We start from the raw sequence: 23,471 nt of genomic DNA, 5'->3' as shown, positions 1-23,471 counted from the left end.
GGAGGCCCATGGCGTTGCTGATCCTGTGCAACATCGGCGCGCGGGACGTGATGTGGGAGGATCAGGAGATCCGGCCGGCCCGCGAGGGAGGCGAGCGCCTCCTTCGGGAGCTGGAGCGAGATCCCGGGCAGGCGGCGCGGCTGCGCTTCCCCATCCTGGAGCCGTGCCTGCGCTATCTCCTCTCCCGCCATCGCGCGGAGCGTCCCTGGCAGGTGATCCTCTTCGGCACCGATCAGCCGGATCCCAAGCACCGCGGCTCCGACACCCTGCATTTCGCCGAGATCATCGCCCGCCATCTGCCGGGGCGCCTGCGGGAGGCCGGGTTCCGGGAGGACTTCCGGGTGGAGGCGCGGCGGATCGAGGGCATCAACCCCGCTCTGTATGACGAGGCCTTCGAGGCCTTCGGGCGCCTCCTGCCCCCGCTCCCGGAAGGGTTTCAACACGCCTACGTCATCCTGGCGGGCGGCACGCCGGCCTGCAACATGGGGCTGCTGCTGCAGGGGATCCGCCGCTACGGCGAGCGGCTGCGGGCCCTCTATCCCCCTTACGGCGGGGAGCCCCACGAGCTGCGGGTCGGCCACCAGATCCTTCAGGCCTTCCAGGAGGCGGCCGTCCGGGATCGGCTGCAGGAGGGGGATTTCGCCCGCGCCGAGGCGCTCCTGCGGGACCTCGGGGCCCCGCCGGGCCTGATCGCCCTGGCCGCCTACGCCGCCCGGCGGATGGAGTTCGACTTCGAGGGGGCCCGGGAGGCCCTGGATCAGGCGATGAGGGAAGGGGATGCGGCGACCCGGGCCTTCATCCAGCAACGGCTGCTCCACGATCTGGACCCCCTGCTCGGGCCGGGGGATCCTCCGCGTCGCTGGGAAGCCCTGTTGCGGGAGCTCTTCTGGAACGCCCGGGCGGCCTATCGGAGCGGCCGCTACGCCGACTTCCTGGGCCGCGTCTACCGGTTCCAGGAGGCCCTCCTCCGTTATCTGGTGGAGACGCTTCTCGGCCTCCCCACCGACCTCGCCCGGGAGGTCCGGGAGGAGACCCGCCGGCGCTGGGAGGAGGGGATCCGGGGGAACCCGGCGCTGTTGCGTTTCCTGGAGCAGCAGGAGGTGGAGGGGCAGCCCCTGGACTGGCGGCAGATCTCCCGGCCGACTTACAAAGCCCTGCTCGCCTTCGCCATCGAGAAGGGCGGGACGGACGCCGAGGGCCGTCCGCTGGTCCCCGAGGGAGAGCGAGGGCGCTACCAGGCGCTGCTCAAGCAGGTGAACCAGCTGGATCCCCTGGTGGAGCGGCGGCATCGCACCATCATCGGCCACGACTTCGTGGGCGTCTCGGAGGAGGACCTGCGGGCCGCCTACGCGCCGTGGCGGGAGGGGAAGGTCGACGATCCAGTAGAAGGGCTGGCGCGCATCCTGGAGATGCTCCGGATCGAGGCGCGGGACGATCCGTATTCCGCCATCGCGGACTTCATCCAGAGGCGGCTGTCTCGGGAGTAGGGGGGCACGCCCATATCCGATCCCGTTCGGCCCGGCCATGCCGATGCTTTATCTCACCGAACAGGGTGCGGTCCTGGGACGCGAGGGGGACCGCCTGGTGGTGCGCAAGGGGGAGGAGGTTCTCCTCAGCGTCCCGGCTTTCAAAGTGGAAGGCGTATGGGTCTTCGGGGGCGTGCAGTTGACGACCCCGGCCATCGGGCTGTTGTTGGCCCAGGGGATCGAAGTGTGCTTCTTCACCGTGGAGGGGCGTCTGAAAGGGCGCCTGACGCCGATCCTCTCGCGGAACGCCCTGCTCCGGCTGCGGCAGTTTGAGCGCTATACGAACGAGGGGTTTCGGCGGGAGATCGCCGCGCGGATCGTGGCGGCCAAGCTGGAGAACGCGCGCCGCCTGCTGTTGCGCTACGCGCGCGCCTACCCCGGTCCGGGATGGGAGAAGCCCCTGCAGGCCATGGAGCGGCGGATCGCCCAGGTCCAGGAGGCGCCGGACCTGGAGACGCTGCGGGGGATCGAGGGGAGCGGCACCGCGGCCTACTTCGAGGCCTTCCGGGAGATGGTCCGGGGGGAGCTCCGTTTCGAAGGCCGTCATCGGCGCCCGCCTCGGGATCCGGTGAACGCCATGCTGTCTCTGGGATATGCGCTGCTGACCGGGGAGATGATCGGCAAGATCGCGGCCTGCGGGCTGGATCCTTACATCGGGTTCTATCACGAAGTGCGACATGGTCGCCCGGCCCTGGCCCTGGATCTGGTGGAGGAGTTCCGGCATGCGGTGGTGGATCGGCTGGTGCTGAGCCTGGTGAACCGACGGGCCTTCCGCGCTGAAGACTTTGAGGAGCGGGAGGAAGATGGAGCGGTGCTGCTACGGCCGGAAGCCCTGCGGCGATATCTGACAGCCTATGAGGCGTTTATGCGTCGCTCGCCTGGCGAGGGGGCGTCGTCCTGGCGGGAGCGGCTTGACGAGCAGGTCCGGCGGATGGCGCGGGCGGTCTGGAGCGGGTCGCTGTATACGCCCTTCCGCATGGAGGCGTGAGGCGTCCGGTCCGGGCGGGCGGCCCGCCTCCTGTCGCATCGCCGGCCCAAGCGGGGATGTGGGGCAACTGCTCGCAGTTGCCCGACATGCCGAAAAATCCGAAACGCCATGGAGGGTGAAGATGCCGTATTGCGTGGTCGCTTATGACATTCCGGATGATCGGCGGCGGCTGCGCCTATCGCGGGTCCTGTGGGGGATGCTGGACCGGGTGCAGAAGAGCGTGTTTGAGGGGGAGCTGGAGGAGCATCAGTTGGACCGGCTGGAGGAGCGGATCCGCCGGGTGGTGGAGGCCCGCGAAGACGCCATCCGGATTTACCCGCTGTGCCCCGCGTGCCGGCGACGCATCCGGCGCATCGGCCCATCCCCCCTCCGGGCGGACCCGGACGTTTGGGTGATCTAAGGCGTCCGCGAATCCCCTTTATCCCGCAAAACCCGGGGGGATTCGCGGAAATTTATGAAAACAAACCGAAAGAGGCACCCATATATCGGGCCTGATGTCCTCTGATCCGCCAGATATGGGGGCTCCCGGAAGGGGCATCGGAGCGGGTTTCCGCGAATCGCCCGGGGGGCCGATTCCCGGGGGGGATTCGCGGCCTCGACGATGGCCTGGGAAACATCCTTGACAAACCGACGAGAAGATGGTAGAAATAGAACCAGAGACCGGAAGGGGACAAGCGAACCGGAGGATCCGGCTCATAAGAGGGAACCCTTGACGGAAAGAGGCTTTAGGGCTCTTGCAGAGCCGAGACCCGTTCTCAGGGGATTGCGACACGATGCTCTCCGTTGGATGATAGCCCGAGCAGGCCATCCAGCTTGCAGAGCCGAGACCCGTTCTCAGGGGATTGCGACGATCTGGACGAACGCTGGAGCCGGTGGCCGCGGCACACGGCCTCGACTTGCAGAGCCGAGACCCGTTCTCAGGGGATTGCGACGCGGTCATACCACTCCTCCTTCAGCCAGCCGAAACCATACACCTTGCAGAGCCGAGACCCGTTCTCAGGGGATTGCGACGTGCGAACTCAGCCGGGGACACCATGGGAACCCCCTTGGGTTGGCTTGCAGAGCCGAGACCCGTTCTCAGGGGATTGCGACGGCGCTTATTCGGGAGGTGATGGATGATCGCGTCGAATTCCCTTGCAGAGCCGAGACCCGTTCTCAGGGGATTGCGACTGCGCGAGGTCGAGCGCGAGCGCGAGCGGCGCGAGCAGGCTTGCAGAGCCGAGACCCGTTCTCAGGGGATTGCGACGGCGCTTATTCGGGAGGTGATGGATGATCGCGTCGAATTCCCTTGCAGAGCCGAGACCCGTTCTCAGGGGATTGCGACGTTGCCAGCGCCATTTGCTCCTCCCCCGCATACTGCATGCAACCTTGCAGAGCCGAGACCCGTTCTCAGGGGATTGCGACACGCGGTTCACGGCGGGTGCCTTCAACCGCTTCGATCCGCCCCTTGCAGAGCCGAGACCCGTTCTCAGGGGATTGCGACATTCTTGACGGGAATCGCGGCCCGCGCCAGGGCAACCGGGCCTTGCAGAGCCGAGACCCGTTCTCAGGGGATTGCGACCCGAAGGTCTGGCGCAGGAAGCGCAGCGCCAGGCCCGGGCTTGCAGAGCCGAGACCCGTTCTCAGGGGATTGCGACGGTATTCCAAAGCGAACTTATACGCGCGCCCATGGACGACGCTTGCAGAGCCGAGACCCGTTCTCAGGGGATTGCGACAAAACTCATCATATTGCTTGATGCTGATCCGCATGGTCCGAGCTTGCAGAGCCGAGACCCGTTCTCAGGGGATTGCGACCCGGAGCAATCACTCCGGAAGTGAGGGTGATTTCGATCACCCTTGCAGAGCCGAGACCCGTTCTCAGGGGATTTCGATGTAGGGGCGACCCGCCGGGTCGCCCCTACGTTTCTCGCGTTACGTCGGCTGCGGGAGTGAGACATCCGGCCGGATCCCGAGGACATCCGCCAGGCGCTGCAGGACGGGCAGATCCGGGACCTGTGCGGCACGCCGTGGATCATGCCGGCGGACTGCCTGGAACGGAACCTGAAGGCCATCGAGGGCCTGCTTTCCCGCCCGAAGGCGTAGAAGGGCCGCTCCTCGAACAGAGCCGAAACCCGCTTCCGGGGGATGGCCCCTAACCGCCCCCTGCGCTCGACCCCCAACGCCCCGCGTAAAATCCGAAGGGGTCCCCTCGACGCCCCCTGAACCGGCCTGAGATGCGGCCGCCGCGCGACGGGATCCCTAAGGGACCTCAAGAGAGGAGCCGGCATGGGCGCCATCCTGCTGATCACCGGACGGCCCGGCGCGGGCAAGACCACCCTGATCCGAGCCCTTGCCCGCGCCTTAGGGGAACAGGCCGGAGGGTTCTACACGGAGGAGATCCGCGGCCCTCAGGGCCGCCTCGGGTTCCGGTTGGTCACCCTCGACGGCCGCGCCGCGGTTTTCGCCCACGTGGACTGGGCGGGGCGCGCCCCGCATCGGGTGGGACGCTACGGGGTGGACCTGGAGGCCCTGGATCGCCTGGGGGTGCCGGCCCTGCGCGCCGCCGTGGCGGAGAAGGCCGTGGCCCTGGTGGATGAGATCGGGAAGATGGAGCTGCTCAGCGCCGCCTTCCGCCAGGCCCTGGAGGAGGCGGCCGCCGGCCCCCGCCCCCTGATCGCCACCATCACCGCCAGCCCCCACCCCTGGGCCGACGCCTTCAAACGCCGTCCGGGCGTCGAATGCTGGGAGCTGACGCCGGCCAACCGGGAGCGCCTGCGGGAAGGGGCGCTGGCGTGGCTGCGGGCCCACGGCCTATATGTCGTCGAATGAATTCGACCTCCAAGGGCGCTACGCGCCAAGCGTCGGCCTTCGCGCCGATTGAAATCGGCCTTCTGGGGCGCTTACGCGCCAGGCGTCGGCCTCCGCCGACGCAAAACCCCTTCTCGGTCGGCGCAGGCTCTCACGCCGATTGAAATCGGCCTCTCCAGGCGCTTCACGCCAGGCGTCGGCCTCCGCCGACGCAAAGAGGCTTTTTCCGGTCGGCGCAGGCCGACCATTGGCCGAAGGCCTCTGGAGGCCGAATTCATTCGGCGCGCAGGCCGACCACCGGCCAAAGGCACCCACGCCGATTGAAATCGGCCTCTCAAGACGCTCCGCGCCAGGCGTCGGCCTCCGCCAACGCAAAACCCCTTCCCGGTCGGCGCAGGCCGACCGTCGGCCGAAGGCCTCTGGAGGCCGAATTCATTCGGCGCGCAGGCCGACCACCGGCCAAAGGCGCCCACGCCGATTGAAATCGGCCTCCCAAGGCGCTCCGCGCCAAGCGTCGGCCTCCGCCGACGCAAAACCCCTTCCCGGTCGGCGCAGGCCGACCATTGGCCGAAGGCCCCTTGAGGCCGAATTCATTCGGCGCCCCAGGCCGACCATTGGCCGAAGGCCCCTGGAGGCCGAATTCATTCGGCGCGAAATCCATCTCGACCTACGATCGGGCTTCGGCGAGGGCCTCCTCCAGCACGTCCATCCCCCGCCGCACGAGCTCCGGATCCGCCTGGGCGCCCATGTGGCCGATGCGGAACACCTTCCCGGCCAGCGGCCCCAGGCTCCCGCCCACCCCCATCCCCCGCGCCCGCAGGCGGCGATCCAGCTCCGGCCAGGGCAGATCCTCCGGGACGTAGACCGCGGTGACGGTGGGCGAAGACCATTCCTCCCGTCGGGGGAAGAGGCGAAGCCCCATGGCCTTCAACCGCTCCCGGCAGTAGGCCGCCACCTCTTCGTGGCGACGGAAGACGTTCTCCAGCCCCTCCCCCAGCACCCGCCGACACGCCACGTTCAGGGCTGCCAGCGCATGCCAGGACGGCGTGTAAGGGAACCAGCGGTCCTCCAGGGCGGTGCGGAAGGGGCCCAGGGCATCGTAGCCCGCATAGTCCACCTCCCGCACGATCTCCCAGGCCCGCTCGCTCACCGTCACGATCCCCAGGTCCGGCAGCGCCGAGAGGCACTTCTGGGTGCCCACCAGACACAGATCGATGCGCCACTCGTCCACCCGCAGGGGGACCCCCGCGGCGCTGGAGACGGCGTCGACGTAGAAGAGCGGCACGTCGTAGCGATCCACCAGCGCCCCCACCTCGGCCACCGGGTTGAGGATCCCGGAGGGCGTCTCGCAGTGGACCATGGTGACCATCTTGGGGCGGACCCGCCGGATGGCCTCCTCCACCCGCGCCGGGTCGGCGGCCTCGTCATGGGCGAACCCGACCACCTCCACCTCGGCGCCGATGCGGCGGGCCATGTCAGCGATGCCGTAGCCGAAGACCCCGGTGGCCACCGCCACCACCCGATCCCCCGGGCGCAGGACGCTCTTGAGCGCCCCCCAGAGGACCACCATGGCCTCCCCGGTCATGATCACCACCGCGTTGCGGGTCCCCAGGATGGCCCGCAACTGCTCCTGGGTCTCCGCATAGAGCTCGTAATATTCCGGCTCCAGGTCCGCCGAGCCGTAGTCCTCCTGATAGGCCGCCCGGATCTCCGCCGGGACCGTCGTCGGCCCCGGGACCAGCGGGATGGCATAGGTGCGCATCAGAGACCTCCCTCATGCGCGAATCCGGCCTCTGAGGCCCAGAGTATATCATCCGTGCATTCGTGGCTCCCATTCGCGGACGGCCCCTTTCGCCGGCCGCCCTCGGCCGCTCGGGCAAAGGATGCCGCATTCCCGATATAATGGGCCTTGCGGAGACCGAGCCGGCCGGCGGGGCTCTTCCCTGCAGGGGGTCGGAGCCGGGCGTGCGGAGGAGGCCGGACATGGCATCGGGGGGCCTTCGAAGGCGACGTCAGGCGTCTGTGGCCGAGCTGTTCCCTCCCCCGGGGCAGTGGACGGAGGAGGATTACTTCGCCCTGCCGGACACCCATCGCTACGTTGAGCTCTCGGAGGGGGAGCTGATCGTGCCGCCGCATCCCACAAACCGCCACCAGGTCGCGGTGCTGGAGCTCGCTGTCCGCCTGAGGGAGTTCGTGAGGGCGCGCGATCTCGGCGAGGTGCGCATCGCCCCGCTGCCCGTGCGCTTGTGGCCGGGCAAGATCCGCGAACCCGACATCTTCTTCTTCCTCAAGGCGCATGCCGACCGCATCGGGGAACAGGTCTGCGGCGTGCCGGATCTGATCATCGAGGTCACCTCCCCTTCCACAAGCCGTGTGGATCGAATGGAGAAGTTTCAGGAGTATGCCCGGGCCGGAGTGCTGGAATACTGGATCGTGGACCCTGAGGCACGGACGGTGGAGGTTTATACGCTGCGGCGCGGCGCCTACGTCTTGCAGGGCAAATGGGGGCCGGGGGAGACGGCCGCGTCCGGCCTCCTGGAGGGATTCACGGTGCGGGTGGAGGAGGTGCTCGGAGATTGAAGGACCCCTCTCCCCCGGGCGCCGGGCGGCCGCTCCCCCTCACCACGCGCTCAGCTCGGACATCTCGTGCTCGTAAAACCACTCCCGAATGAAATCAATCTCCTCCGGATCGAACATCGTGAGCAGCTCCATCCAGACCCATTCCGGCAGCCGGCGCAGCCACCGGATGCGCTCCCGCTTGCGCGCCCCATCCCGAGCCCGGGCCGCCTCCTCCTCCATCGCGTCCCAGTCCCCCGTGAACAGCACGGCGCAGGCGGCCACCAGCCAGTAATCGTTCATGACGAGGTCGTATTCGTTGCCCTCCGGATCCTGCAGCCGCATCAACAACTCCCCTCCGAGGGGCGGCGGCAACGGGATCTTCCCAAGGCCCCGCGTCGGAGCGGTGATCTCCGCCACCGCCTCGGAGATCCGCTCCGCGGTGATCGGCATCACCCGCCCCCGCTCCGCCAGGAACTGATAAAGCCGCGCCGTGGTCCTCAGCATCCGGCGCTTGCGGGCCAGGGGCACCTCCCCGACGTAGAGATACCTCAAGCGCCTCATCCAGAGGCTCAGATGATGGCCCGCCACATCGTCCGCGGACTTCATCTCCAGGTCTTCCATCCCCAGGAGGAAATCCTCCACATCCTCCTCCACCTCCAGGACCTGCCGGGGGTGGACCTGTCGCAGGAAGTCGTTCAGATCCTCCAGGGGGAGGAGCGGACGCTCGAGGGTGGCATAGAAGGCCGCCAGCCGCTCGAGGGCGCGCGTCGTCGCCGTCCGCGAACGGGCCTCCGGGGGGAGCGCCTCGGGATCCCGAAGCCACTGCGCCAGGGGCTCCCGGAGGTCCTTCGGGATGACCGCCACCTGACGGCGCCGCCGGCCCACCCGGGCCTGACCGATGAAGAGCAGGCCGTGCGCTCGCAGTTGCCCCAGGATCGATCGGGGCGGCTCGTCCTCCCAGAACCACCCGTCTCCGGCCATCGCGCCGAACTCCCGCTCCAGATCCGAAAGGGGCCCCCAGCCGCCCCGCTCCAGGACCCCGGCCAGAGCCAGGCGGGCGTCCACCGGCAACCCCCGCACGATCTCCCGAAGCCGCTCCGGATCCTTCAGACGGGAAACGATGCGGGGGATCCAATCCTGCTTCTTCCCCTGCTTCTTTACGCCCAGATTCCGGGCGATGGCGCCGAGCCAGGGGGCCGGCAGCTTTTTCAACAAGTCGGCCAGAGGGGAATCGACCCGAATGGCCCGACGGTCATACTCCTCCCGCCGCTCCTCGCTGATCCGCCAGGCAAAATAGGGGGTGAGCTCAAGCGGGATGTAGCCCGTTCGCTCCATCAGGAGGAGCGCCTTCCGCTCTTCAGGGCTCGCCCGTCGAGGGTGCAGGGCCATCCCGTTCCTCCTGTCCGCATCGTCCGATTGGGGGGATCCACGCCGCCGGCCGCCTCCCACCCGGATCCTCTGGGGAAGCGCCCGGAAAGCCTTCCGAGGGGAATCCCAGGGCCTTGTCGAACCGCCTGTCGCCCTATTATAATTACAGTGGTCTTGCCCGGGTGGCGGAACAGGCAGACGCGGCGTCTTGAGGGGGCGCTGGCCCCTAAGGCCGTGCGGGTTCAAATCCCGCCCCGGGCACTGCCCCAACCCCGGCCCTGCCGCCGGGGTTTTTTGTAAAGAGCGTCCGTCCGGTTCATCCCTTCAGCGCCCCGGCCAGCAGACCCCGCAGGAAGAAGCGGCCCAGAAAAACGTAAACCAGCAGCGTAGGCAGCGCCGCCAGCAGCGCCCCCGCCATCTGAACGTTCCACTCGACGATCTGGCTGCCCGCCAGGTTCTGCAACGCCACCGTGATGGGCTGCTGGGCCGGCTTGTTCGTCACCGTCACCGCAAACAGGAAGTCGTTCCAGATCTGCGTGAACTGCCAGATGGCCACCACCGCGAATCCCGGCTGGGAGAGGGGCAGCATCACCCAGCGGTAGATCCCGAACAGAGAGGCCCCATCGATCTTGGCCGCCTCCACCAGCTCCCCGGGGATCGAGGCGTAATAGTTGCGGAAGATCAGGGAGGTGATGGGGATGCCATACACCACGTGAACCAGGATGAGGCCGGGGATGCTGCCGTAAAGGCCGATGGATTGCAGGAAACGCACCAGGGGGATCAGGATGCTCTGATACGGGATGAACATCCCGAAGAGGATGGCCGGGAACAGGATCTCCGACCCCCGGAAGCGCCATTTGGAAAGGATGTAGCCGTTGACGGAGCCGATCAGGGAGGAGATCAGCGTGGCGGGGATCACCAGATAGACGCTGTTCATGAAGTTCGGCGAGAGCTTCTCCCAGGCCTTGGCGAAGGCGGCCAGGGAAGGCTGCGTCGGCCAGTTCCACATCCGGGTGAGGTCGGCCTCGGCGAAGCTTTTGAGGCCGGTGAGGAACAGGACGTAGACCGGCAGCAGATAGAAAACGGTGAGGCCGATCAAGGCCAGGTAGATCAGGACGCGGCCCGCCTTCATAGCTCGGCCTCCCGGCTCAGGCTGTAGCGCAGATACGGGATGATGAGGGCCGCCACCATAATCAGCATCAGCGTGGCGATGGCCGCCCCCTGGGCGAAATGGTTCCCCCGGAAGGTGGTCTCGAACATGAAATACGCGGGCATGTCCGTGGCGAAGCCCGGGCCGCTGCCGGTCATGGCCACCGTGAGGTCAAAGATCTTCAGGGAGATGTGCCCCAGCACGATCAGGGCGCTCAGGGTCACCGGCCGCAACAGCGGCAGCACCACATAGCGATAAACCTGCCACTCGCTCGCCCCATCCACCCGGGCCGCCTCCCGCAGCTCCTCCGGGATCCCCCGCAGGCCGGCCAGATACATCGCCATGGTGAACCCGGAGAGCTGCCAGGTGGCCGCGATGACCACCGGGATCAGCGCGACGGGGATCCCCACCTGGATGGCCCCCACCTTCACGCCGAACATGATCGTCGGATCCGTGAACCAGCGGGGGAGCGGCCCCGCGTAGCCCGCTTGCCGGAGCAGGAGGTTGATCCCCGTCTGCGGGTTGAACAGCCACTGCCAGGCGATCCCGGTCACGATGAAGGAGATGGCCATGGGGAACAGGAAGACGCTGCGGAAGAACGCCTCCCCTTTCACCCGCTGATCCAGAAGGAGCGCCGCGAAGAAGCCCAGCAGGACCGCCCCCAGCAGGAAGAAGGCAGTGAAAACCACCGTGTTGCGGATGTCCGCCTGGAAGCGAGGGGTCTGGAACAGGCCAACGTAATTGCGGAGGCCCACGAAGGTGTAATCCGGCAGCACATCGTTCCAGCGGGTCATCGACACGTAGACCGTCCAGCCGATGAACCCGTAAACGAAGATCCCCACCGCCAGGGCCGAGGGAGCGATCAACAGGACCGGCAGCCCGGCCTCGATCCGACGCCGGAGCTCCCACGCCCGTTCCCGCCATCGGGGAGCCGGCACGGCACGCGCCGCCGGCCGGGAGGCTTCCGCCTCGAGGGCCGGATCCCTCTCCCCACGCCTCATCTCCCACCTCCTGACCTTCCGGAGAGCCCGGATCGTTCATCGAGGATCGGCTATGATTATATCCCTGAGCGTCGAGCGCTTGAGATCCCGAACACGAGCCCGGGGATGTGGCTCCGCTCTCTCAGCCTGACCCAGTTCCGAAACTACGCGCGGCTCGAGTGGCGTCTCGAGCCGCGGGTGATCATGGTCTACGGGGGGAACGCCCAGGGGAAGACCAACCTACTCGAGGCCATCGCTTACGCCGCCACCGGCCACTCCTTCCGCACCGGGAGCGACCGGGAGCTGATCCACTGGGCCGCCTGGCGGGATCCCATGCCCTTCGCCCGGGTGATCGCCGAGTTCGTGCGCCAGGATGGCCCGGTGCGCCTGGAGATCGCCCTGGTCGCCGAAGGGGGAACCCCCTCCCCGGAGATCGCCTCCCTCCGCAAACAGGTGCGGATCAACGGCGTCCCCCATCGGGCCCTGGACCTCTTCGGACAGGCCGCCGTGGTGGTGTTCACCCCCCAGGATGTGGAGGTGGTGGGCGGACCCCCCGCCGAACGACGGCGGCTGATGGATCTGCTCATCGCCCAGACCTCCCCCGCCTTCGCCCGAACCCTGGCCGCCTATCAGCGGGCCCTCGCCCAGCGCAACGCCCTGCTCCGCCGCCTTCAGGAAGAGGGCGGGGATCCCGGCCAGCTGGACCTGTGGGACGAATCGGTGGCCCGCTATGGAGCGCCGCTGATGGGCCAGCGGGCCCGCGCCCTGCACGCCATCGCCGGCTACGCCGAGGAGATCCATCGGACTCTCAGCGGCGGGGAGCCCCTGATGCTGCGCTACATCCCCGGCCTGGACCCCGCCCAGGTCGAGGGGCAGATGGCCCTGGACGCCCTCCTGTGGGGTCAGGGATTGGCCGAGGCCGAGCTGGCCGAGATCTTCCGGAAGGCGCTGCTCCGGGAACGGGCCGCGGATATCCGGCGGGGGAGCACCCGGGTCGGCCCCCACCGGGACGACCTGCGCTTCATCGTGGACGGCGTGGACATCGGCCTTTACGGCTCCCGGGGACAGCAGCGGACCGCCATCCTGGCCTTCAAGCTCGCCGCGGCCCGCTGGCTGGCCTCCGTGTTCCGGGAAAGCCCGCTCCTGCTGCTGGATGAGGTCATGGCGGAGCTCGACGAGGAACGCCGTCGCTACCTGCTCCGGGTCCTGGAGGATGCGGAACAGGCCATCCTCACCACCACCGATCCCATGCTCTTCGCGCCCGATTTCCGGGAGCGGGTCCGGCGCTTCCACGTGCAGGCCGGCTTCCTCCGGGAAGATCCGGATCCGCCCGGCATCGGGTAAAGCGGACGCCGCTCTCACCCTGTTGCTTGCCGAAAGGCTCGGGCGGATGTAAACCCGGCATGGAGGCTGCGATGGTGGGGCGGAGCCTGCCAGTCTATCTTTACGGCATCCACGACCCGGGCCCATGGCGGGAGCGGTTCCGCGCCGCGGGCGTGACCGGCTGGGTGATCTTCGAGGAGACCATCGGGGCCGACCCCGAGGATCTTAGCGGCCGCGGATCCATCTATCAGGAATGGGCGGACGCGGGCTTCGGGGTGATCGTGGTCCTCAACCACGGCCGCTATCCGAACGGCACCCTCCCCTCCTCCGACCGCTACGAAGCCTTCGCCCGGCGCTGCGCCCGCTTCGTCGCCGCCTCGCCGGGGGCGCATATCTGGATCATCGGGAACGAGCCCAACCACCCCCAGCAACAGCCCGGCGCTCGCCTCGACCCCCGCGGCGCCGTCTGCGAGGCCGCGGAATGGATCACCCCGGAGCGCTACGCCCGTTGCTTCCAGCGCTGTCGGGAGCAAATCCGCAACCAGCCCGGGCACGAGGAGGACTGGGTGATCCCGGCCGCCGTGGCCCCCTTCACGGCCATCCTCCGTTACCCCGGCAACCCCACCGGGGACTGGATCGTCTACTTCCACGATTTGATCACCGCCCTGGGGGAGGACCTGGACGGGATCGCCCTTCACATCGCCGGCCAGAGCGCGGACCCTCAGGCCCTCACCGGGGACCTCCGCTGCCCGCCGCCCTATGAGGCCCGACGATGGGGCTTCCGCGCCTATCAGGACTTCATCGAGGCGATCCCGCCTCACCTGCGCCATCTCCCCCTTTTCATTACCGAGGCCTCTATGGGGGATCAGGGCGGCCGGCCCATCCCCTGGCCCGACGCCGACACCGGCTGGATCTCCGAAGCCTACGCGGAGATCCACCGCTGGAACGCGGATCCGGCCCATCCTCCGATCCGCTGCATGGCCCTCTACCGCTGGCAACGCGTGGATCCCTGGTTCATGGAGGGCAAGGCGGGATTGCTGCGCGATCTGGACCGCGCGCTCACGGCCCGCCTTCGATGGGATGTGGGGCTCCAGCGATACCCACGCATCACCCTCCGGATGGAGACGCCGCTTCGCGATCGGCCGGAAGGAGAACCCATCGGGCGGGCGCTCCCGACCGGGCAGGCCGCCTTCGCCGTCGAGCGGACGGAGGACGGCCGCTGGGTCGCCCTGCTCCTGCCGGATCAGGGGCGGTGGGGCTGGGCGCCCCGGGAAGCCCTCACGCTCCAGGGCGATCCCCAGGAGATCCCGGTGCGGCGCGACGGCCCGGTCCGGCTGACCCTGCGCCGGGCCACGGCGCTCCGCCTCGCGCCCTCCCCCACCGCCCCCGCCCTCGCCGAGCTCCCGGCGGGGAGCCGGGGCGTCGCCGAGCTGACAACCTCCGACCGCCGATGGTGGAGAGTCCGATGGGAGGGAGGCGCCGGCTGGGTGCACGCCCTGGACGTCGCCCTGGAAGGGGATCCCGGCCGCGTCCTGACAGCCCCCCACCCCTGGACCGATGCGGACCTCCAGCGCCTGAACCTCTCCCTGGAGTGGATCGAACCCCTGCTGCCCCGCCGGAAGCCTTCCCCATGGCCCCGCCGCCCCCTGGAGGGGGTCCGGTATCTGATCCTGCATCCTCTGGAGATCCCCGGGGATCTGCCCCCGCAGACCCTGGCGGACTTCCTGATCGAGCGTCAGGGACGCCCGGGCTTTCCCTATCATTTTTACCTCACGGCGGACGGAAGGGTTTTCTGGACCCTCCCGCTGGAGGCGATGACGGATCACGCCGGCGGCTGCGGACGCATCAGCGTGGGCATCGCCATCGCCGGATGGCGGGAGGGCCAGCCGCTCGCCCCCGTGCAGCTGGACCGGGCCGCCCGGCTGTGCGCGTGGCTGGGGATCCGCTTCCGGCTGGGACCTGCTCAGATCCGGACGATCGATGAGCTCTTCCCCTCCGCCGGCGCTGTCCCCCTTTCCGGCGCGGCCGTTCGGGAGGCAACGCAGCAGATCCTGAAAGAAACCGGGTTGCCGATCCCCGGGCTGCCGGAGCCCGGCTGGCGCGACCTCCCCTCCCGCTCTCCCTTCCCGCCCCGCCCGCTCTGGGGGATCCGGGAGCTGGTCCTCCATCACACCGGGACCGATCCGGCCGTCCCGGCGGAGCAGATCGTTGCGTTCCAGGTGGAGCGGCTCGGGCTGCCCGGGCCGACGTATCATTTCCTGGTGGCCGGAGATGGAACCCTTTACCGGATCCATCCCCTGACGGCAGCGGTTTCCCATGCAGGGGCCGATCCGACGCGCTCCGTGAGCATCGGGCTGATTGGGGACTTCCGGAGGCAACCCCCGAAGGAGGGTCAGCTCACCGCCACGGCGGAGCTGATCGCCTTCCTCCTGGAGCACCTCGGGCTGGGGATCGAGGCGGTGAAGGGCCACGAGGAGCTGGACGGGACTCCGTGCCCGGGTGGATGGCGGACGGGGATCGCGTGGCGGGGGCTGCTGTGGGCGCAGATTCAGGCGATCCGGCGGCGGCACGGCCTGGCTGTCTGATCTCCTCAGAGGACAGAGCGACGATGGCGTGGGAAGGGATCCTGGCGGCGCTGGCCTCGGCGATTATGCTGGGCGGGGCGCCGATCCTGGCCAAGCTGGCCTATCGGGAGGGCGCGGATCCGGCGATGGTGGTCATCCTGCGCAGCGGGATCGCCGCCCTGGCCCTGTGGGCCCTCTATCTGATCCATCCCCGCTGGCGCCGCTATCTTTACATCTATCCGGTGGGCCTGCTCGGATGCCTCGCCGTGGGCTTCACCAATGCCCTGGGCTCGATCTTCTACTATATGGGCCTCTACCGGCTGGACGCCGCGGTCGCCCATCTGATCTACTCCATGTATCCCGTCCTGGTCGCGGTGATCACCCACCTGAACGGGGAGCCTGTTCCGGGATGGACCCGTCTGCGGATCTTGATGGCCGGGCTGGGGGTGGGGCTGCTGCTGGGCCGCTTCCAGGGGATGCCGGATCTCCTAGGGGTGATCCTGGTGCTGCTTTCCAGCGGGCTCTACGCCCTCCACGTGGTGCTCAGCCAGCGGGTGCTCTACGAGATGCCGGCCCAGACCCTCACCCTCTACGCCCTGACGGCCACGGCCGCCTTCACTCCGGTCGCCGGCTGGGTGATGGGCAACGCCCACGCCTCCGTCCCGACGGCCGCCCTGGGCCCCATCGCCGCCATGGCGGGGGTGCTGATGCTCTCGCGGCTGACGATGTTCCTCGGCGTCAAGCGCCTGGGAGGGGTCCAGACCGCCCTGCTCACGGTGCTGGAGATCCTGGTCACCGTGGGGCTGGCCGTTGGGTTCCTGGGGGAACACCTGACGCCGGTTCAGTGGCTCGGCGCATTGCTGATGATCGCCAGCGTGATGCTGATCGCCCGGGAGAGCCCCCGCGCCCCGATCCCGCGCTGGCGGATGCCCTTGCTGCCTCCCGCGGATTGACCTTCACGCGGCGAGGTCGCCGGCCTCGAAAGCGAACAGCGCGGGGATCCCACCTGTGTGCAGAAAGATGATCGGCTCGCGCTCCCCCAGGGCTCCCTTTCGGAGCAAATCCAGCATCCCGGCGAAGGCCTTCGCCGTGTAAACCGGATCCAGCAGGATCCCCTCCAGACCCGCCAGCTCCCGCAACGCCCGGTTTCCCTCCGGGGAGGGCAGGCCGTAACCCGATCCCGCGTAGGTCCGCTCAATCAGAGGCGCCTCGCTCGTCGGGAACCGGTGGGGCTCGCCCAGGCGGGCGCAGATCCGCCCGGCGAGGCGGGCGATGGCGGCCGGGAGGTCCTTCCACAACCCCCCGATGTCGATGCCCAGGGGGCGCAGCGGAGAGCGAAGCATGGTCAACCCCGCCCACAATCCGGCCAGCGTCCCCCAGGTTCCCACAGCCGTCACCACCCACGCGGGTCCCAACCCCTGCTCCTGGGCCTGCCGGTGGAGCTCCAGAGCGGCCCGCACGTAGCCCAGCCCGCCCAGGACCGAGCGTCCACCCACGGGGATGAAGTAGTGACGACCCACCCACACCCGGGCCAGGATCCGAACCAGAAAGTCCGTCCACGCGATGGAACGGGGGCCTCCCCCCTGGCCGAAAGGGAAGAAGTGCATATGGGCGCCGAGCAACTCGTTCAACAGCAGGTTGCCGCTCCAGCGCGAAGGACGGGGAGCGAAGTAAAAGAGATGGGGCTCCAGCCCCAGGCGCCGGGCGGCGGCAGCCGTGATCCGGGCGTGGTTGGACTGCAGGCCGCCGTAGGTGACCACGCGGCGATGGCCCCGGCGGAGGGCGTCGGCCAGCAGATACTCCAGGGGACGGGCCTTGTTGCCCCCCAGCGCCGGCCCGATGGCGTCCTCCCGTTTGAGGTAAACCGGCCGGCCCAGCGCCGCGCTCAGGCGAGGGAGAGGCTCCAGCGGGGTGGGCGCGGCGAAGAGCGGCACTCGAGGGATCGCCTCCAGACGACGCGCCAGCTCCTCCGCATCCATCGCGCGGCTCCCCTCTCCGAGCGCATCGCTCCTACGCTTCAACCAGGGACCGGGCCAGGCGCTTGCCCAGGGCGATGAGGGTGAGCACCGTCGGCCGTCCCAGCGCCTCCGGGAACACGCTGGCGTCGCAGACGTAAAGCCCCCGCACTTCCGTCCGCAGGTCCGCGTCCACCCACTCCCCGATGCGCACGGTGGCGCTCGGATGGGTCCCCCGCATCGGGGAGACGAAGATCGAGGCGGGATCCGCGCCGGCCTCGGCCAGGATGCGTCGGGCGATGCCCACGGCTTCCTGCAACCGGTCCCGATCCGTCGGGGTCAGCGGCTTCGAGAGGGATCCATCCGGGTGGAGGCGGCCGGAGAGCGCATCCCGGAGCTTGATCATCACCCCGAGCATCTGCCGCCAGCGCGGCCAGGTCGCCACATGGCGCAGGCCGCTCATCCCCGCCACCAGCGGATACAGCAGCCAGGGATCCATCAGCGTGCTGAACATGACCTCCAGCCCCGGATCCTCCCAGGACCAGGTCATCGGGGGATCCGAAGCGTTCCCATCCGTCCGGGATCGGCCGTAGACGATCACGGTGAGATCCATCGCCAGCCCCTCCCCGATCCCACGGAAACCGGAGGCCTGCAGGATGCGGGGGGTGCCCAGGCCCCCGGCGGCCAGCACCACCTGATCCGCCTGCGCGATGAAGGGCTGCCCCCGGATGCGACCCGCCACCCCCACCGCGCGGCCTCCCTCGAGGAGGACGCGCTCCACGAACGCGTAGGGGAGGAGGAGCGCGCCTGCCCGAACCGCCTCCTCCACGAACTCCGCGGCGCTCCATTTCGCCCCGCAGCGGCATCCGAGGAGGCAGTGGGCGCCGCACCGGAAGCGCGGGGCGCGCTCGGGGCGGATGAATTTGGGCTGAGGGTAGACGGCGTAGCCGAGGGCGCGGGCCGCCTCCGCCAGGCGGGTCGAGGCCGCGCCGCGGTGCTCCGGGGGCAGCGGGGCGATCCCCAGCTCCTCGATGGTCTCCGCAACCTCCTGCCGGAGATCGATCCCATATTTCGTCCGCAGCCAATCCGGCGGCGGCGCGGCGCAGCCGGCGAACATGCCGGTGGCCCCGCCTACCATACGGGGGGCCACCACCTGGATCCCCTCCGGGGTGAAGAAGAGGCCGCCCCGCTCGGTGTAGCGGAGGGCGCCCAGATGCGTGCCATACAGCGGGCGACCCCGCTCCGGGCCGCCGCGCTCCAGCAACAGCACCCGCCGGCCCGCTCGGGCCAGCTCCCGGGCCACCGTCGCCCCGCCCGGCCCCGTGCCCACCACCACCACCTCCGCCTCCCACCGAAGCATCCCCATCCCGGACCCCCTCCCGAAGATCCCTGTCAGAGCGGCTTCCGCCGCGCCCCTCGCGCCATCGAAGACCGAGGTTCGGGGCGAAAGCCCCCACGTAAGCCGAAATTCATTTCGGCATCTGCATTGCAGGAACATCCTCCGCCGCGACCGATGGCTTCCGCTGCGCTCCCCTGGCGTCCCCGTAACCGATCGCCTCCCGGATAACCGCAACCGCCTTCATCCTCAGTATATCAGCGAGGGTGCCTCCGCAGCCGGGGATCCTTTCCCTGACGGATCCGAGCTCCGTCCCGACCGGAGAGCGGGCAAGCCCCGGACCGGGAAGCGGTCCGGCGGGTGTGTCCCGATTTTGTCGGGCCTGGCCGCCTTGTAGGACAACTGCGAGCAGTTGTCCTACGATCTTGGGACACACCCGGTCCGGCGCGGGGCTTGCCGGTTCGGACGGACGTTGCTATAATTTTCGATGACGGGCGAGTAGCTCAGGTGGTCAGAGCGCACGGCTCACATCCGTGAGGTCGGGGGTTCGAGTCCCTCCTCGCCCATCCCGCCGCAGCCGCTGGGCTGCGGCGTTTTTTGTTCAGGCGGGGGCCCCGGCGGTTTTGGAGCCCCGCCGGATGCGGCCCTAAAATCCTCAAGGGATCCATCGGGTTGCGCTCAGGAGGCTGAACGTGAGCGATCTGGGCAAACGGCTGGGAAACCTCCTCCTCTTCGCCGTGCTGGCGACCGGCCTCGTCGGCGCCGCGTTCCTGACCGGGTTCGGCGTCGCCTGGGGGATGACCGCCCGCGTCCCCCACGCCCTCCCCACAACCCCAACGACCGCTGCGCCGGCCGCTCCTCCGCAGGACCTCCAGGAAGCCTTCGGCGTGTTCTGGGAGGCGTGGAAGCTGATCCAGGAGGAATACTACGGGGAGATCCCCTCCCCCCAGACCGTCGCCTACGGCGCCATCCGGGGGGCCCTGCAGACCCTGGGGGATCCCTACACGTCTTTCATCGAGCCGAAGATCGCCCGCATCCTGGAGGAGGACGCCTCCGGGCAGTTCGAGGGGATCGGGGCCATGGTGCGCATGAACCGGGACAACAAACTGGAGATCGTGCGCGTCTTCGAGGGCTCCCCGGCCCAGAAGGCGGGCCTCCGCGCGGGGGATCTGGTGATCGAGGTCAACGGGCAGTCCATCGTCGGCTACAGCATCTACGAGGCCGTCACCCTGATCCGGGGCCCGGCAGGCACCTCGGTGACCCTCACCATCGAACGGCCCGGCCAGCGCGATCCCATCCGGGTGACCGTGACCCGGGCCCGCATCACCATCCCGGTGGTGGAAGCCCGCATGCTGCCCGAGGGCATCGCTTACCTTCGCCTCTTCGACTTCAGCGCTCAGGCGACCCGACAGCTCCGGGATCAGCTCCGCTCCCTGCTGGCTCAGAACCCCCGCGGCCTGATCCTCGACCTGCGCGACAACCCCGGCGGGTTCCTGGACCAGGCGATCCAGGTGGCGGATCTCTTCCTGGATGAAGGGATCGTGGCCTACGAACGGACGAAGGACGGCGAGGAGCGGGTTTTCCGTTCGAAGAACGGCGATCCGGGCGAGAAGATCCCCATGGTCGTGCTGGTGAACGCCGGCAGCGCCAGCGCCTCGGAGATCGTCGCCGGCGCCCTGCAGGACCGCGGACGCGCCCTCCTGATCGGCGAGCGCACCTTCGGGAAGGGATCGGTCCAGCTCTCCCACACCCTATCCGACGGCTCGGAGCTCCGGGTGACCATCGCCCGCTGGTTCACCCCGAAGAACCGGGCGATCCACGGGGAAGGGTTGAACCCCGATGTGGAGGTAAAGGTGGAGCCCGGGGCGGAGGCCGGCGGGGCCGATCCCCAGCTGCAGCGCGCGGTGGAGGTCCTGCTTCAGGGGCGTTGACCCATGAGCGGCCGACGCGCCTTTGGGCTGGCGGACAGTGGGGTCCTCCTCGCCCTGGCCGGATGGATCGCTCTCCTCTACTGGCCCTTCTGGTCCGGAGACCCGAGGGCGCAGGCCGCCTTCCGGCCGGGGGACTTCACCGAGCACCACTACCCGTTCGCGGCCTACGCCCACCGACGCCTTCAGGAGGGGCAGCTGCCCCTCTGGGATCCCTACACCCTGGGCGGCCATCCCTTCGCCGCGGACATCCAGGCCCAGGCCTTCTATCCGGTCCGCTGGGCGGTCGCCTTCCTCAGCCAGGGACATCCCCTGAGCGCCCGAGCTTACGCCGCGGAGACGATCGCGCATCTGATCCTGACCGCATGGGGGGCCTACGGGTTCTTCCGCCGCACCGCCCGCGATCGCGCGGCCGCGGCCTTCGGCGCTTTCGCCTGGGGGCTGAGCGGGTATCTCACCGGCTACCCCCTTCAGGATCCCCCCATCGTCGCCAGCCTGGCGTGGCTGCCCTGGCTCCTGTGGGGGCTGGCCGGGCTGCTGGAGGGAGCTCCCCATCCCGGCCGCTGGCGCGCCCTGGCGATCCTCGCCTGGGCGATGACGTTCCTCGGAGGGCACACGCAGACCACGCTCTACGTCTATCTGATCGCGCTCTCCTTCGCGGGGGCTCAGCTGTGGGCCCGGCAGGCCGGGCGCGCCCGGGGAGCGCGGGAGCTGGCTCGGGTGATCCTGCTGGGCACCGGGCTCACGGCGGCGCCGCTCCTCGCCACGCTGGAGCTCATCCCCTGGACGGAGCGGCCGGAGTGGACCTTCCTCCAGCGGGCGGGCGGGTTCGAGCTGTGGGAGCTGGCCGGTGTGCTCTGGCCGCATCTGACCCTGTGGTCTCCCCTTTATGTGGGGATCCCTACGCTGCTTCTGGCCCTCATCGGCCTCGCCGCGGGGATCTCGGAGGGACGGCCTTTGCCGGTCCTGTGGGGAGGGCTGGCGGGCATCGGCGGGCTGTGGGCGCTGGGAGGAGAAGCCGCCCTGTATCCGGCCCTCGTCCGTCTCCTGCCGGTCCTGGAGCTCTTCCGCAACCAGGAGCGGGCGGCCCTGATCCTCGCCTGGTGCCTCGTCGCCCTGGCGGTGGAAGGCTGGCCCCGTCCGCCCACTGAATCCCTCCGGCGCGCACTAAGATGGATCGTAGGGGGCACCGGGTTGCTGCTCCTGGGGGCCCTTCTGCTCATCCAGGCGCAGGACATCTCGCAGTGGCCTCGCCTCCATCGGCTGCTCGCCCAGGCCGGGTGGCCGTGGGCGATGGCCGCGGGCGCGCTCCTCCTCCTGCGCGGCTGGCCCCGCACCCGCTGGGCTCTCGTCGCCCTGCTGGCCCTGGATGTAGGCTCCGTCGCCTGGCGGACCGCGGAGGCGGGCCATCGGGTCTGGCAGGATCCGGAGGCGGTCAACGCGCCCCCCATCACCCCGGATATGCTCCCGGCGAGCGGGTCTCCCTACCGGGTCGACACCCGGGGGCTGGCCACCGGGAACTGGACCGCCCGGGTCGGCGTGGAGGACCTTCATGGCTCCGTCACGCTGGCCCTGCGTCCCTTCCTGCGGTTCCGCCAGGAAGCGCCGGGGGAGCGGGTCTGGGCGCTGATGGGCGTGGGATGCTACCTCCAGCGCACCGATGAGCCGCCCCTTCCCTTCCCCTCCCGCCCCGTTCGATCCCTCACGCTCGGGGAAAAAGCCGTCGAGCTGCGCTGCCTGGAGGCCCCCTTCTCCCGCTTCCATCTGGTGTATGAGGCAGTGGCCTTCGATGAGGAAACCGCGTTACGCGCCCTGCGGGACGCCGCCTTCGACCCTCTGCGGACGGTGATCCTGGACCGCCCGTGGCCGCTGCCGGGGATGTCTGCGCCCTCGACGCCGCCGCGCCTGACGGTGCAAGCCTGGGCCCCCGAGGCGCTGCAGCTGGAAGTCTGGACGGAGAAGCCCGGGTTCCTGATCATCGGGGACGTCTGGTATCCCGGCTGGCGGGCGTGGGTGGATGGACAGCCCGCCCCGGTGCTGCGGGCCTATACGACCCTGCGGGCGGTCCCCGTGCCCGCGGGGGCCCACGTCGTGATCCTTCGCTACGAGCCGCTCTCCGTGCGCCTGGGCCTGGCCCTCTCCGGGATGGCGTTTGCCCTCCTGTGCCTCAGCGCCTTCCACGGAAGGCCGTGAGATACCCGATCCCCGCCTAACGGGGGAGCGGGAGAAGGATCGATAGATTCCGCTCATCGTTGCACTGGGGCCCGTTCTCTGCTCCCAAGATCTGCCCGGAGAACGGATCGAAGGTGAAGGCAAAGGTGTTCCGGAACCCCAACGCGAACACGCTGTCCAAGTTCGGACCATCACCATCGTAAAACGGGTTGTCGCGAGGGATCGTTCCGTCCGGATTCAGGCGATGCATCTTGCCGGCCGGATGTTCGAGATACTGGGCAGGGTTCCCCAGGCAGAGATCCCCGATCGTCACGTAAAGACGCCCATCCGGCCCGAATTCCACGTGGCCCGAGAAGTGAAAGGGGCACGAGGGGTCAAAAGCCACGCGCATCAAAACCGTTGGATCCACGCCACGGCCCGATTCGTCCCGATACCGGACCAGACGCCACTCCGGCTGGGGCCGAGCGGATGTGTAAACCAGATACACGAACCCATTCCGCTCAAAATGGGGATCCAGGGCCAGTCCCACCAAGCCACGCTCCCCCTCCGTGCTCACTGTCAGGGTCAGCCAGCGCTGGAGGGATGCGCCATCAAAGGTCCACACATGCGCTTCCTGGTTCCCACCGAACCCGCCTTTCTCAGCGATGAACATCCGACCATCCGGCGCGAAGGCCAGCGCGGTTGGCACAGAGGAGAGGGAGAACATACGGGCCACGCTCGCCCCTGGAGGGAGCATATGAAGATCAGGGAGCAGATGGAAGGGAAAGCGGACGGGCTGTTCAGACGGCAAGCCGATTCGGCCGGAGGGCTGAACCTGGCACGCCGAAAGAACCAG

General features: G+C 68.9%; 17 protein-coding genes, 2 tRNA genes and 1 CRISPR repeat array. Of the genes, 12 read left to right on the top strand and 7 right to left on the bottom strand.

Annotated features, from left to right (window positions below; genetic code table 11):
- Positions 1–8: 8 nt before the first annotated feature.
- From KNN16_RS03610 to KNN16_RS03595, 4 genes are all read left to right on the top strand, one after another.
- Positions 9–1,487, top strand: coding sequence for a hypothetical protein (locus KNN16_RS03610; RefSeq protein WP_303898903.1), 1,479 nt, complete (start codon positions 9–11; stop codon positions 1,485–1,487).
- 37 nt (positions 1,488–1,524) lie between these two features.
- On the top strand, positions 1,525–2,514 hold the full coding sequence (gene cas1, locus KNN16_RS03605; protein WP_322794761.1) for a CRISPR-associated endonuclease Cas1: 990 nt from the start codon (positions 1,525–1,527) through the stop codon (positions 2,512–2,514).
- A gap of 121 nt (positions 2,515–2,635) precedes the next feature.
- The gene (cas2, locus tag KNN16_RS03600) at positions 2,636–2,914 is read left to right on the top strand and encodes a CRISPR-associated endonuclease Cas2 (protein ID WP_303898901.1); all 279 of its coding nucleotides are present in this window, start codon (positions 2,636–2,638) and stop codon (positions 2,912–2,914) included.
- 333 nt (positions 2,915–3,247) lie between these two features.
- Positions 3,248–4,386: a CRISPR direct-repeat array (repeat unit 37 nt; unit sequence CTTGCAGAGCCGAGACCCGTTCTCAGGGGATTGCGAC).
- A gap of 393 nt (positions 4,387–4,779) precedes the next feature.
- On the top strand, positions 4,780–5,322 hold the full coding sequence (locus KNN16_RS03595) for a nucleoside-triphosphatase (protein WP_303898898.1): 543 nt from the start codon (positions 4,780–4,782) through the stop codon (positions 5,320–5,322).
- Positions 5,323–5,968: 646 nt separating this feature from the next.
- Here KNN16_RS03595 and KNN16_RS03590 read toward each other — a convergent pair.
- A complete protein-coding gene (locus tag KNN16_RS03590; protein ID WP_303898895.1) occupies positions 5,969–7,063 on the bottom strand; it encodes an alanine--glyoxylate aminotransferase family protein in 1,095 nt (364 codons plus the stop codon).
- Positions 7,064–7,284: 221 nt separating this feature from the next.
- Between KNN16_RS03590 and KNN16_RS03585 the strand changes: the two genes are divergently transcribed.
- A complete protein-coding gene (locus KNN16_RS03585; protein WP_303898893.1) occupies positions 7,285–7,881 on the top strand; it encodes a Uma2 family endonuclease in 597 nt (198 codons plus the stop codon).
- Between the two features lie 39 nt (positions 7,882–7,920).
- On the opposite strand, the gene KNN16_RS03580 is transcribed toward KNN16_RS03585, so the two are convergent.
- Positions 7,921–9,249, bottom strand: a complete 1,329-nt coding sequence (locus KNN16_RS03580) for a hypothetical protein (protein WP_303898891.1) — start codon at positions 9,247–9,249, stop codon at positions 7,921–7,923.
- A gap of 155 nt (positions 9,250–9,404) precedes the next feature.
- Here KNN16_RS03580 and KNN16_RS03575 point away from each other — a divergent pair.
- A tRNA-Leu gene (locus tag KNN16_RS03575) sits at positions 9,405–9,489 on the top strand.
- Positions 9,490–9,544: 55 nt separating this feature from the next.
- Here the strand turns inward: KNN16_RS03575 and KNN16_RS03570 are convergent.
- Both KNN16_RS03570 and KNN16_RS03565 read right to left on the bottom strand, forming a co-directional pair.
- Complete coding sequence (locus KNN16_RS03570) at positions 9,545–10,360, bottom strand: carbohydrate ABC transporter permease (protein ID WP_088571226.1); 816 nt, start codon at positions 10,358–10,360, stop codon at positions 9,545–9,547.
- Positions 10,357–11,379 (bottom strand): carbohydrate ABC transporter permease, encoded by a 1,023-nt coding sequence (locus KNN16_RS03565; protein WP_303898888.1) that lies wholly within the window; start codon positions 11,377–11,379, stop codon positions 10,357–10,359. The genes KNN16_RS03570 and KNN16_RS03565 overlap by 4 nt, the downstream gene beginning before the upstream one ends.
- Positions 11,380–11,484: 105 nt before the next feature.
- On the opposite strand from KNN16_RS03565, the gene KNN16_RS03560 reads away from it, so the two are divergent.
- The 3 genes from KNN16_RS03560 to KNN16_RS03550 all read left to right on the top strand — a co-directional run bounded on the left by KNN16_RS03560 (position 11,485) and on the right by KNN16_RS03550 (position 16,198).
- Positions 11,485–12,702, top strand: a complete 1,218-nt coding sequence (locus KNN16_RS03560) for a DNA replication/repair protein RecF (protein WP_299287849.1) — start codon at positions 11,485–11,487, stop codon at positions 12,700–12,702.
- Between the two features lie 71 nt (positions 12,703–12,773).
- A complete protein-coding gene (locus KNN16_RS03555; protein ID WP_303898885.1) occupies positions 12,774–15,266 on the top strand; it encodes a peptidoglycan recognition family protein in 2,493 nt (830 codons plus the stop codon).
- A 23-nt stretch (positions 15,267–15,289) separates the two neighbouring features.
- Positions 15,290–16,198 (top strand): DMT family transporter, encoded by a 909-nt coding sequence (locus tag KNN16_RS03550; protein WP_303898883.1) that lies wholly within the window; start codon positions 15,290–15,292, stop codon positions 16,196–16,198.
- A 3-nt stretch (positions 16,199–16,201) separates the two neighbouring features.
- On the opposite strand, the gene KNN16_RS03545 is transcribed toward KNN16_RS03550, so the two are convergent.
- Complete coding sequence (locus KNN16_RS03545; RefSeq protein WP_303898880.1) at positions 16,202–17,224, bottom strand: 1-aminocyclopropane-1-carboxylate deaminase/D-cysteine desulfhydrase; 1,023 nt, start codon at positions 17,222–17,224, stop codon at positions 16,202–16,204.
- Positions 17,225–17,255: 31 nt separating this feature from the next.
- Positions 17,256–18,566, bottom strand: a complete 1,311-nt coding sequence (locus KNN16_RS03540; protein ID WP_303898877.1) for an FAD-dependent oxidoreductase — start codon at positions 18,564–18,566, stop codon at positions 17,256–17,258.
- Between the two features lie 462 nt (positions 18,567–19,028).
- Between KNN16_RS03540 and KNN16_RS03535 the strand changes: the two genes are divergently transcribed.
- The 3 genes from KNN16_RS03535 (at position 19,029) to KNN16_RS03525 (ending at position 22,657) form a co-directional block, all read left to right on the top strand.
- Positions 19,029–19,102: transfer RNA gene (locus tag KNN16_RS03535), tRNA-Val, on the top strand.
- Positions 19,103–19,228: 126 nt separating this feature from the next.
- The gene (locus tag KNN16_RS03530) at positions 19,229–20,467 is read left to right on the top strand and encodes a S41 family peptidase (protein ID WP_303898874.1); all 1,239 of its coding nucleotides are present in this window, start codon (positions 19,229–19,231) and stop codon (positions 20,465–20,467) included.
- A 3-nt stretch (positions 20,468–20,470) separates the two neighbouring features.
- On the top strand, positions 20,471–22,657 hold the full coding sequence (locus KNN16_RS03525; protein WP_303898871.1) for a hypothetical protein: 2,187 nt from the start codon (positions 20,471–20,473) through the stop codon (positions 22,655–22,657).
- 16 nt (positions 22,658–22,673) lie between these two features.
- On the opposite strand, the gene KNN16_RS03520 is transcribed toward KNN16_RS03525, so the two are convergent.
- A complete protein-coding gene (locus KNN16_RS03520; protein ID WP_303900585.1) occupies positions 22,674–23,342 on the bottom strand; it encodes a sorbosone dehydrogenase family protein in 669 nt (222 codons plus the stop codon).
- Positions 23,343–23,471 lie beyond the last annotated feature (129 nt).

This window comes from Thermoflexus hugenholtzii (genome assembly GCF_018771565.1).
In the GTDB taxonomy this organism is placed as follows: Bacteria; Chloroflexota; Anaerolineae; order Thermoflexales; family Thermoflexaceae; genus Thermoflexus; species Thermoflexus hugenholtzii_A.
The sequence above is the reverse complement of the archived record's forward strand: the minus strand, read 5'-3'. Positions and strand labels throughout refer to the sequence as shown.